The sequence below is a fragment of the Occallatibacter sp. genome, assembly GCF_049802275.1.
In the GTDB taxonomy this organism is placed as follows: domain Bacteria; phylum Acidobacteriota; class Terriglobia; order Terriglobales; family Acidobacteriaceae; genus Telmatobacter.
The window spans coordinates 1-10903 of sequence record NZ_JBARMD010000501.1 but is presented as its reverse complement, the minus strand read 5'-3'; the positions used below and the strand labels follow the sequence as shown (position 1 = coordinate 10903).

Genomic DNA, 10903 nt, shown 5'->3' with positions numbered 1-10903 from the left:
TGGCCCTGACCAAAGAACAACACTCCATCGCCCGCGAAGGATGGGTCCTGCGGGTTTTGGCCAGCATTGAAGCGGCCCGGTTGGCAGGGGCCGGACGCCGCTTTGAATATATGGCATGCGAACTGGATGAATTCTCCGCGATGGTTTTATCTGGAGCCTCGGAGATTCAGTCGAAGGCCGAACAGCGCCGTGCGACTCTTATCGAGCGCCAACTCAAACTCAATCTTGCCCTTCAGCACCGAACAGGGCATCTCACTGGCATCGAGGCCCAACTGAGTAACTCGATTGGGTCAATGGACACCGCACTTTTCGACTTCGCGCGCATTACTACCGATTTTCATCAGTGCCTAGCTCTCATTTCACGGAACATCGCCAAGGTGGTGGAAGCGATACAGATGCAGGACATCACCCGCCAGCAGACTGAGCATGTTCGGGATATGCTCATCCGGACATCGAAAGAGTTCGAGATCCGCAACGGGCACCGTTCCGATCCGAGACTGAACATGATTCTGAAAGTGCAAGCATTCCAGATTCAGAATGCCCGCGGAAGCACGAAAGAATGGATCGATCAGGTACATCAATGCCTGGAAAGTATCTTGCGCGTTGGGTCTTCTGACGTGTTGGCCATTGGCGCCAAGATTTTGGAACAGGAGCGCCTCCTATCATCGCAACTTTCACATTTCGAAAGCATCGAGCAGGAATGCGCCGCCGATGATGTGGAGATTGAGGCTAGCCTTGCGGAAATAGGTGAGCTCATGCGTCTCACCAGAACTTACCTTGACCGATCCGAGCTTGCCCGTGACCAGATGCAGCTGTTGAACCTTAACTCCATGGTTGAGGCCTGCCATCTCGGCGATGCCCCCGCAGTCCTTGAAATCACCGGCAACATTGGCCGTATCTCCGCGGGATGGTCCGCGTTAACCGATCGCTCCCGCGGGACGCTGGAAGCCATGCTGAATTCCTCTGCCGACGCCGAACGAGCCCATCGGATCAGGAAACGTCTTGGCATGGAAGATCTCGAAAAAGCGCGTCACGACAGCAACGAGAGCCTTGTGGCGCTCTCCAGGGCAGCTGCCATCGCTGACTGTAACGGCGGCAAAGTCAAATCTGCCGTCACCGCGATGCAGGATGAAAGCACGATTCTCGGGAACAGCGCAGAACGGCTTGCGAGGTATATGGCCCTTCTGGAAGAGGCGCAGACCGAGCTTTGGAATGCGGAAGAAGCCTTCCCAGGTAATGAAAAGCTGACAGATGACGCACGCTTTAGGATCGAAACCGAGTGCGCGGCGATTTATAGCAGTGAACTGGAACGACGCATTTTACGCGCCGCATTGTATGGTGAACCGCCGCCCGAGGTTAGCACGGCAGTACAGGGGAATGATGTTGAACTGTTCTGACTTGCTGTCCATGGACCATCGAATCGGTGAATGTAGAAAAGGAGGCTTCTTCGATGAAGCGAATATTGAGCGTCGATGACTCGGCCAGCGTGCGGCAGATGGTTTCTTTCACCTTGCGCAAAGCCGGCTACGAAGTGGGAGAAGCCTGCGACGGACGCGATGCGCTCGCCAAGGCACGCCAGGCGAAATTCGACATGATCATCACCGATCTGAATATGCCCAACCTGGACGGCATCCAGATGATAGGCGCCGTGCGCACCCTGCAAGGATATGCGTTTACCCCAATCCTCATGCTAACCACCGAGTCGCATCCAGAAAAAAAGGATGCGGGCCGCAGGGCCGGAGCAACCGGTTGGATCGTCAAACCATTTAATGGCGATCAGCTTCTGGCAGTCGTTCAGAAACTCGTGCGCTAGGCCAGCAAGCCCCCAGCTTGGCAACGGCATCGTCATGCTGCTCACGTTCAGCCCGTTCGCTTCGACAACCCTGAGGCGACACTAATCACTCCATTGCCCAAGGCATTCCCGAATTGAACTCCCGATCCCCGCAATTGAACGACGTCTTTCGTTAAAGGAATCAAACCAAACACAACTTGCATTTGGCTGATCCTTTGCACGGTAATCACCGATACAAATAAGTGACACAACCTGCGTCACGCGACGCGCTTTCAACTGCGTGCTTGATGGTGGGCACATGTGCCTCGTATGGGTAACCCGTATGGCAATCTGCACCGAAAACAACGATGGAGTCCGGCGCATCGCCCTCGCGGATGTCGTCGATATCGCACAGGCTGCGGAACTGAAAGACGCCCTGATGGAGCCCGCCGGGTCAGAATCGCGCGTCTCAATTCGGGTTTCTGCCGCTACTTCGATCGATGTCACGACCGTACAACTGCTTTGGGCTGCTGTTTCATGCCCGTCCCTTTTAGGCGCCGCACAGTTCGTGGTCGAAGGCCCGTGGAGCGCACAGGTCGAACAATCGTTTTTGAACAACGGGCTTGCGTCAATTCTGAGCGCGATGTTGCAGAGCCCGTCGCCGCAAGAAAGGGCCGATGTCCTCACCAGCCGGTACTGATCAGTTTCGCGTCGCCTTTCGCGAAGAAGCGCGCGAGATCCTTGTCGACCTTGAGACCGCCCTCCTTGAACTGAATGAGCATCGCGACGATATGGAACTGGTCGGACGCGCCTTCCGTGCCCTCCACACCATCAAAGGCTCTGGAGCCATGTTTGGCTTCGATGCGCTCGCCGCTTTTACGCATAGCCTGGAAAACGCCTTCGATGAAGTCCGCAGTGGGCGGCTTGCGGTATCCGCGGAGCTTGTCGATCTGACCTTGAATGCGCTCGATCATGTCCGTGACTTTCTGGAAGAATCACCCAAGGACAACCGCCTGGCGAACGATCGTCTGCTCGCGCGTTTGCGGATCATGACCGCTACCCAGGATCAATCGCCTGCGGAGAGAACCGCATCGTCGGATTCGCGTGGTGATCATTCAGGCGAAACCGGCTGCGACCGGGTTTGGACGATTCATTTCTCCCCCGGGCCGCAGCTGATGCGCGGCGGTAGCGATCCGCTGCTGCTCATTCGTGAGCTCGGCGGCTTGGGCGAACTGACGGCAACCGCAAGCCTGGCATCTCTTCCTCCCCTCGCTGAGCTCGATCCCGAACGCTGTTACGTAGCGTGGGATTTCATTCTGCGTACATCCGCCAGCCTCGATGCGATCCGCGACGTCTTTATCTTTGTCGAAGACTGTTGCGAATTGTCCATTGAACCGCAAGAGAAGCCTGCGGAGGTCGAAACGGATCGGACCGCACTCGGGCTCAAAGAAAAGCGCGAAGCACAAGGCGGCCGCCGCCACTATGACTCGTCTGACAACAGCAGCACCATTCGTGTAGCGGTCACCAAGCTCGATCAGTTCGTCAATCTTGTAGGAGAGCTGGTTACTGTGCAGGCCCGTCTCAGCGAACTGTCTTCACGCCGCGACGATCCCGACATAACCGCAGTCGCTGAAGAAGTAGATCGCCTGGCGTCTGCATTGCGCGAAACCTCGATGAATGTGCGCATGATGCCGATCCGCGCTACCTTCGAGAGGTTCCGCCGTCTCGTGCACGACTTGGCGCGCGATTTGGGCAAAGAAGTTGAACTGACCATCGAAGGAGCCGACACCGAGCTCGACAAGACGGTCATCGACCAGCTTGGCGATCCCCTGATGCACCTGATTCGCAACAGCATGGACCACGGCATCGGGATACCTGAGGATCGCCGGTCGCACGGGAAGCCCGCGCGCGCCACCATTCAGCTCTCAGCTCGCTACTGCGGGGCAAGTGTCCTGATCAGCGTCTCGGACGATGGTCGCGGAATCGATGTCGAAGCAGTTCGCTCGCGCGCCATCGAGCGAGGGTTGATTAATCCTGAGGCTCAACTGAGCGACTCCGAGCTTCATTCGCTGCTCTTTCAGCCTGGATTCTCAACCGCTCGAGAAGTTACCGATATTTCCGGCCGCGGCGTAGGCATGGATGTCGTGCGCCGCAATATCGACAAACTCAGGGGAATCATCGATGTCGCCAGCAGGCCCGGCCAGGGTACCACTGTCACACTACGCCTTCCTCTCACCCTGGCCATCATCGATGGACTGCTGGTAATGGTAGGCGACGCGTATTTTGTATTGCCGCTGGCAGACACGCTGGAATGCACCGAGCTTTCACGGGCCGAGATCGACAGTGCCAATGGCAGGCACCTTATCAACGTGCGCGGCAAGGTGGTGCCCTACATTCGTTTGCGAGAGCACTTTGGCATCACCACCGCTCCGCCTTCCTTTGAGCAGGTGATGCTGGTCGATACCGAAGATGGCTGTTACGGGCTGGTGTTTGATCGCGTGCTGGGCAACTGCCAGACCATGATCAAGTCGCTGGGCCGCGTTTACCGCCACATGCAAACGGTTTCGGGCGCCACCATTCTCGGCAACGGGACAGTGGCCCTCATTCTCGATCCTCACAGGCTGGTGCAGGAATGCATTCGCGCCGTTGGACCTCGCGTGCGCGGACACCCGACGCTCGTGGACAGGGTAAGCGCGACCTTATCCGGCCCAGGGAAATTCGATTGATGTAATGCTGGCCGCTTGCGCCGATATTTGACCCCAAGAGAAACCAAACAAGACTGTACTGGAAGCTGATCGCAACATGATCCAGGGCAGAAAGAAGGAAGGAAACGATGTCACACACACTAGTGAGCGATGGCCGCACGTTGCACGATGCAGAAAGCGGCCACACCAAGAACGGCAAGCATATTGCCATTGCCACCCAACATGACCGCGGCGCGCTGCTCGATGAAATCATGCGCCTTGTGGATGCCTCCAAGGAAGGCCGGCTGACCGAAAGAGGTCGCGCCACAGCTTTTAACGGCCCCGATCGTGAGTTGATTCAGGGGGTCAACGAAATGCTCGATGCCATCCTTCTTCCCATCGGTGAGGGCAACCGCATCCTTGCGCAGATCTCCGACGGCAAGATCGATGAGCTGATCGCCCAGACCTACAAGGGCGACCACGAGAAAATGAAGCTCGCCATCAACAACGTTGCCATCGTTTTGCAGAGCCTGCAAAAGGAAATGGCACGGCTCACCCATGCCTCCCATGAAGGTCAGCTCACGGAACGCGGTAAAGCGGAACAATTTGCGGGCACCTATGCGGGCATTGTGCGCGGCGTCAACGAAATGCTCGATGCCATCCTTCTTCCCATCGGCGAAGGCAACCGCATCCTTGCACAGATCTCGGATGGCAAGATCGATGAGCTGATTGCGCAGACCTACAAAGGCGACCACGAGAAGATGAAGATCGCCGTTAACAACGTGGCTGTCGTGTTGCAGGGTCTGCAAAAAGAAATGGCGCGGCTCACCCACGCCTCCCATGAAGGCCAACTCAGTGAGCGTGGCAAGCCTGAGCAGTTTGCCGGCGCCTATGCAGGCATCGTCCGGGGCGTCAACGAAATGCTCGATGCCATCCTCCTGCCCATCGCTGAAGGCAACCGCATCCTTGCTCAGATTTCCGACGGAAAGATCGATGAGCTGATTACTCAAACTTACCGTGGTGATCACGAAAAGATGAAGGTAGCCATCAACAACGTCGCCGAGGTTCTTCAGACACTCGAGAAGATGCTGATGCGACTTACAGAATCAGCAAAAGCCGGACAACTCGCTGAGCGCGGCCATCCGGAAGAAGTTAAAGGTGCTTACGCTGACATTATGCGCGGTGTGAATGCGCTGCTCGAGGCGATCATCGGGCCACTCAACGTATCGGCTCGCTACGTCGATCTGATCGCCAAAGGGGATATCCCGCCGGCAATTACAGAGAATTACAACGGCGACTTCAACAACATTAAGAACAACCTCAACATGTTGATCGGCGCCATGAACGAGATTACCGCAGGTGCCGAACAGATCGCCGGTGGCAATCTGACAGTCGCTCTGAAGGAACGAGGTGCGCAAGACAAGCTGATGCAAGCACTCGTCGCCATGGTTGCGGGATTGACCCGCACAGTCTCTGAAATTCGCACTATCGCCGGCGAAGTTGCAGCAGCCAGTCAATCCATATCCACCGCATCTGTGCAGGTATCGAAGGGCGCCAGCTCCCAGGCTGCTGCTGCAGAAGAGGCCTCTTCGTCCATGGAGGAAATGGTCTCCAACATCAAGCAGAATGCTGACAACGCGCAGCAGACCGACAAGATCGCCAACAAGAGCGCCAAGGATGCACAGGAAAGCGGCAAAAGCGTGCTCGAAGCCGTTGCGGCGATGAAGGAAATCGCCAACAAGATTTCCATTATCGAAGAGATCGCCCGCCAAACCAACCTACTGGCTCTCAATGCAGCCATTGAAGCAGCCCGCGCCGGCGAACATGGCAAGGGATTTGCGGTGGTGGCCGCCGAAGTCCGCAAACTGGCTGAGCGCAGTCAGAAGGCAGCGGGGGAGATCAATCAGCTCTCCAGCACAACGCTAAGGGTCAGCGAGAAGTCCGGAGAGATGCTGGACAAGCTCGTTCCCGACATTCAGCGCACCGCCGAGCTGGTCCAGGAAATTTCCGCGGCCAGCAAGGAACAGGATACCGGCGCCGAGCAAATCAACAAGGCTCTGCAGCAGCTCGAGCAGGTTATCCAGCAGAACGCTTCCGCGGCCGAAGAAATGGCTTCGACCACCGAAGAACTTAGCGGACAGTCCGAGCAATTGGTCAGTGCGCTCTCGTTCTTCCACACTGGCGATGAAGGGGATGCCTCCGCCCACAGGCCGGCTTCGAAATCAGCCAAGCCGCGTCCCATGGCCACCCACACCGCTTTCAAAGCAACGAGTCATGTGGCCGCCATCGGCACTAAACATGGCGTCTCCCTGCGGTTGAAGGACAAGCAGGAAGATTCGGATGGTGAGTTTGAGAGGTACTAAGGCGCGGCCCGCCTGGTTGAGTGACCAGGCGCCCAGGAACTCCACGCGCAACACCAGAAAGGAAATGAATTCATGAGCGTGAATGAAATCACGGAGACGCGCCAGTACCTCACCTTCAAGCTCGGCAATGAGATCTTTGCCACCGATGTGGCCAAGGTAAGGGAAGTTCTGGACCTGACTGCAATTACTCAGATCCCGCGAACGCCGGAGTTTATGGCGGGCGTTATCAATTTGCGCGGCAGCGTTGTCCCGGTCGTTGACCTGCGGTTATGTTTTGAAATGACTCGGACAGTAAGCACGCGTAACACCTGCATCGTTGTCGTGGAGGTGTTGCTCGAAAATGAGCCCACGGTCATCGGGGCGCTGGCAGATTCGGTTGAAGAGGTCATCGACCTCGAGCCCGATCAGATTCAACCTGCGCCTCGCATAGGTACGCAGATCCGTGTGGACTTCATCAAGGGCATGGGCAAACGCGATAACAACTTCATCATGATCCTCGACATCGACCGCGTATTTTCGGCCGACGAACTCACCGGGTTCCACTCCCAGGAAAAGCCATTAATCGAAGCCGCAGCTGCATAAAGGAGACAACGTGAGCCAGGCAGGTATGGCTATGGAAGCGGGGCTTACCACACGCGACTTTGCGCGTTTGCGAGAGCTCATCTACACCGAAGCTGGTATCTGCCTCAGCCCGGAAAAGAAAACCATGGTCGAGGTCCGCCTCAAACGCAGGCTGCGGACCTTGAACATGGCGACATACGCCGAGTACTGCGGTTTTGTCTTCGGCAATAAAGGAATGAAGGATGAACTCATTTCTCTTATCGACGTCATCACGACTAACAAGACCGACTTCTTCCGCGAACCGGCCCACTTCGAATTTCTCGCCCAGAAAGTGCTCCCGGAACTGGATGGGAATGGTCGTGCGTTTGTTATTTGGAGTGCAGGTTGTTCGAGCGGGGAGGAGCCGTACACCATGGCTATGGTGCTCAGCGAATACGCCGGCACGCATCTAGGTTTTCGGTTCCACATCCTGGCTTCTGACATCTCCACCGCCGTACTTGGGAAGGCGGAGGCTGGCATCTACTCATCTGAATCCATTGCGCCCATTCCTCTCGCTCTCAAGCACAAGTACTTCCTGCGCAGTCGCGACTCCGCATCCTCTCGCGTGCGCGTCGCGCCGGAACTGCGAAGGCTTGTTGATTTCCGCCGTATCAACTTCATGGACCCAGACTATCTGCTGGCCGACAAATGTGACGCTATCTTCTGCCGGAATGTTCTCATCTACTTCGATCGCGCCACACAGGAAGGCATCCTGAGGAAGCTGATCCAAAATCTCACGCCTTCGGGCTATTTATTCGTCGGTCACTCCGAGACCCTGCACGACATGGATTTGCCCGTCGTGCCGGTGGCTCCCGCGCTCTACCGGAAAAGCCATGCCCGCCCTCGCAACTGATCTGCCCGAGTTTTATCTTCAGCCAGGTGAATTGCGTATCGTGCGCACTCCATCTATCTTGAAGACCGTGCTCGGCTCCTGCGTCGGCATTACCTTTCATGAGCCCCGCCTCGGTGCTTCGGCTCTATGTCATCCCATAATGCCCACGCACACTCCGAAGCCCTTCGTTCGTGCTGACCCGGTTGTTGCACGGCGATATGTTGATTATGTGATCCGCGAAGTTGCTGACACATTCGACAGACTCGGGGCCGCGCGCCGCGAAGTAGAAGTTAAACTTTTCGGTGGCGCGGACGTTTTGGCGTCCTCTCGCAAGAATGCAACTGTCGGCAGGATGAATGCCGAGATCGCTTTGCGCATCCTTGAGGACGAAGGATTTCGAGTACTTGCATCGCACCTGGGTGGCAGCCGCGGCATCTTTATCGAATTTCATACGGATACGGGAGAAGTTTTCCTCCGCAAATTAGCTGGGATGGATCTTCGGACGTTGGCGCGGACGTAAGAACCGAGGTCTAGGATGGGCGCAAAGAAAATCCGTGTACTTGTAGTAGACGATTCGGCGGTGGTGCGGCAGGCGCTCAGCAGCTTGTTGTCCAGTGACCCCGAGATTGAAGTCATGGCCACCGCCGCCGATCCCTTCGTAGCCGCTGATCGCATCGCCGAAGAAGTTCCTGACGTCATCACGCTCGATATCGAGATGCCGCGCATGGACGGGCTGACGTTTCTGAAAATGATCATGACCCAGCATCCGGTTCCGGTTGTAATCTGCTCAAGTCTCGCCGATGAAGGTGCACAAAGCACCTTGCGTGCTCTTGAATATGGGGCTGTCGACATCATCACCAAGCCTCGTCTGGGAACACGGCAATATTTCGAAGACTCACGTACCTCCATCTGCGACATCGTGAAAGCTGCCGCAGGTGCACGGCTGGGTGAGCCACGCGTTTATCATGTTGTCCAACCTAAGCTTACTGCCGATGTCATTCTGCGGCAGGCAACGCATGCCATGGATGAGACCACTGAAAAAGTGATCGTAATTGGCGCATCGACCGGGGGCACCGAAGCTTTAAAATGCATGCTCGAAAACCTCCCTCCCGACGCACCCGGCATCGTCATCGTTCAGCACATGCCCGAACTCTTCACCCGCGCCTTCGCTAACCGTCTCGATGGATTGTGCGCCATCACCGTGAAAGAAGCGGAAACCAACGACACAGTATTACGCGGCCGCGCATTGATAGCGCCGGGTAACCATCACATGCTGCTTCGTCGCAGCGGTGCGCGCTACTTCGTCGAAATCAAGGATGGGCCGCTCGTCTGCCGCCATCGGCCTTCGGTTGATGTTCTGTTTCGCTCGGCTGCGCGCTACGCCGGCCCAAATGCGGTCGGCGTAATCCTCACCGGGATGGGGGACGACGGTGCGCGCGGCATGCTTGAGATGAAGCAGGCCGGAGCTTTCAATATAGCGCAGGATGAAGCGAGCTCCATTGTCTTCGGCATGCCCAAGGAAGCCATCAGGTTAAACGGAGTGCACAAGGTGCTGCCTCTCGCGGATGTCCCTGCGGCCATTCTCAAGCACGGCGCATAAGCGAAGAGCCATAACAGGCACGGCTGTTCGGACATCAGCCCGTCCCGGATGGCGCAAGACCGCTGTGCTCAAACCACTCGCTCGTCATCCGAGTTGATCGTTGTGCTCAGCAGGTGGCCGAAAAACCGAAGAGGCAGGCTGCTAGATGCCATTTGGCAGCCAAGGGTCAGTCGCGGCCCAGAGAGAGGATCATTTGGTGGCGATTTGGCTGCCACCTTCTCCGCCGCCTCCGCCGCAGCAATTTACAGCGCTGCAAGCGATGAGGATAATCGCTTAGCTCCACTGGGAACTGCCTAACCACGCGAACCGGTGCTCTCGCACCGGTCGCTCTGGTGTATTGGTTAGTGCGATTGGAGTTGGCTTGTGCTTTCCAGCATAAGGATTCCATTAGCGCCCCCATCCGTCTCGATCGCCGGGACACGGTTCCCGTCAACGGGGTATATACCGAAGCCGCTCGAGCCGCTGAAGCCTAGCGAACTGAGTCCGGTGAGATGGAATAGACCGGTTGTCATATCCTCTGCGCCGGTCAAGCTGACGTTGCTGTAGTTATCAAACGGGGTTGGCGTGGGTGGCAGCAACAAGATCTGGTCCTGCGGGCCGTTCCCGTAGTCATCCATTTGTCGCTATCCGGATCCGCCAACGAGTCGCATGCCAATCGGGTGGGGCCGATGGCTACGTAGCGAACTTTGTTCCCGATGAGTTGGCGCGTGCAGTTGCGAAGGCGGTGGCTCCTCCGGCCCCCTAACCACGTCGCGCCAGAACTTTGATTTGGAAACCAGGAAATCTCATTAGATCGAGGTGCGGCGGAGCTTCTCATGGAAAATCCTTCCGGTCACAAGACATAGGCAACCGTCACGCCGGAAACGCGACAATGTAGTTGTCAAATGAGAGGGAAAACGCGCAACTTCGCGTTTAGAACTGAGGTCTTGGCGGAGGGAGAGGGATTCGAACCCCCGGTACCCTTTCAGGTACAACGGTTTTCAAGACCGCCGGTATCAACCGCTCACCCATCCCTCCGCTGGGGAAAGGCCACTATCCGTCAGTTTACCGCAC

Annotated in this window: 10 protein-coding genes, 1 tRNA gene and 1 pseudogene; 10 read left to right on the top strand and 2 right to left on the bottom strand. The window is 56.8% G+C overall.

Features of this window, described 5'->3' with window-relative positions; translation table 11 throughout:
• The 10 genes and pseudogenes from WA354_RS17480 to WA354_RS17435 form a co-directional block, all read left to right on the top strand.
• On the top strand, positions 1-1397 hold a 1397-nt coding region (locus tag WA354_RS17480; RefSeq protein ID WP_472814303.1), incomplete at its 5' end, for a hypothetical protein.
• A gap of 53 nt (positions 1398-1450) precedes the next feature.
• Entirely contained in the window at positions 1451-1813 is a 363-nt protein-coding gene (locus tag WA354_RS17475; RefSeq protein ID WP_472814302.1) for a response regulator, read from the top strand.
• Positions 1814-2114: 301 nt separating this feature from the next.
• Positions 2115-2471 carry a hypothetical protein gene (locus WA354_RS17470; protein WP_472814301.1) on the top strand — a complete coding sequence of 119 codons (357 nt, stop codon included), beginning with the start codon at positions 2115-2117 and terminating at the stop codon, positions 2469-2471.
• Positions 2449-2694, top strand: a pseudogene (locus WA354_RS17465) (Hpt domain-containing protein); the annotation flags it as partial. The gene WA354_RS17470 and the pseudogene WA354_RS17465, both read left to right, overlap by 23 nt.
• Before the next feature lie 33 nt (positions 2695-2727).
• The gene (locus WA354_RS17460; protein WP_472814304.1) at positions 2728-4497 is read left to right on the top strand and encodes a chemotaxis protein CheA; all 1770 of its coding nucleotides are present in this window, start codon (positions 2728-2730) and stop codon (positions 4495-4497) included.
• A 107-nt stretch (positions 4498-4604) separates the two neighbouring features.
• Complete coding sequence (locus tag WA354_RS17455) at positions 4605-6818, top strand: methyl-accepting chemotaxis protein (protein ID WP_472814300.1); 2214 nt, start codon at positions 4605-4607, stop codon at positions 6816-6818.
• Between the two features lie 72 nt (positions 6819-6890).
• Positions 6891-7400: a chemotaxis protein CheW gene (locus WA354_RS17450; protein WP_472814299.1), complete on the top strand. Its 510-nt coding sequence runs from the start codon at positions 6891-6893 to the stop codon at positions 7398-7400.
• A gap of 10 nt (positions 7401-7410) precedes the next feature.
• A complete protein-coding gene (locus WA354_RS17445; RefSeq protein WP_472814298.1) occupies positions 7411-8271 on the top strand; it encodes a CheR family methyltransferase in 861 nt (286 codons plus the stop codon).
• Positions 8252-8770 carry a chemotaxis protein CheD gene (locus WA354_RS17440; protein WP_472814297.1) on the top strand — a complete coding sequence of 173 codons (519 nt, stop codon included), beginning with the start codon at positions 8252-8254 and terminating at the stop codon, positions 8768-8770. The genes WA354_RS17445 and WA354_RS17440 overlap by 20 nt, the downstream gene beginning before the upstream one ends.
• A 15-nt stretch (positions 8771-8785) precedes the next feature.
• Positions 8786-9850: a protein-glutamate methylesterase/protein-glutamine glutaminase gene (locus tag WA354_RS17435; RefSeq protein ID WP_472814296.1), complete on the top strand. Its 1065-nt coding sequence runs from the start codon at positions 8786-8788 to the stop codon at positions 9848-9850.
• Positions 9851-10191: 341 nt separating this feature from the next.
• On the opposite strand, the gene WA354_RS17430 is transcribed toward WA354_RS17435, so the two are convergent.
• Together WA354_RS17430 and WA354_RS17425 are read right to left on the bottom strand one after the other, a co-directional pair.
• A complete protein-coding gene (locus WA354_RS17430) occupies positions 10192-10467 on the bottom strand; it encodes a hypothetical protein (RefSeq protein ID WP_472814295.1) in 276 nt (91 codons plus the stop codon).
• 310 nt (positions 10468-10777) lie between these two features.
• Positions 10778-10867, bottom strand: a tRNA-Ser gene (locus WA354_RS17425).
• Positions 10868-10903 lie beyond the last annotated feature (36 nt).

Coding starts and splice junctions, on each gene's coding strand:
- WA354_RS17475 (WP_472814302.1), top strand. CDS start 1,451: ATGAAGCGAATATTGAGCGTCGATGACTCGGCCAGCGTGCGGCAGATG.
- WA354_RS17470 (WP_472814301.1), top strand. CDS start 2,115: ATGGCAATCTGCACCGAAAACAACGATGGAGTCCGGCGCATCGCCCTC.
- WA354_RS17455 (WP_472814300.1), top strand. CDS start 4,605: ATGTCACACACACTAGTGAGCGATGGCCGCACGTTGCACGATGCAGAA.
- WA354_RS17450 (WP_472814299.1), top strand. CDS start 6,891: ATGAGCGTGAATGAAATCACGGAGACGCGCCAGTACCTCACCTTCAAG.
- WA354_RS17440 (WP_472814297.1), top strand. CDS start 8,252: ATGCCCGCCCTCGCAACTGATCTGCCCGAGTTTTATCTTCAGCCAGGT.
- WA354_RS17435 (WP_472814296.1), top strand. CDS start 8,786: ATGGGCGCAAAGAAAATCCGTGTACTTGTAGTAGACGATTCGGCGGTG.
- WA354_RS17430 (WP_472814295.1), bottom strand. CDS start 10,467: ATGGATGACTACGGGAACGGCCCGCAGGACCAGATCTTGTTGCTGCCA.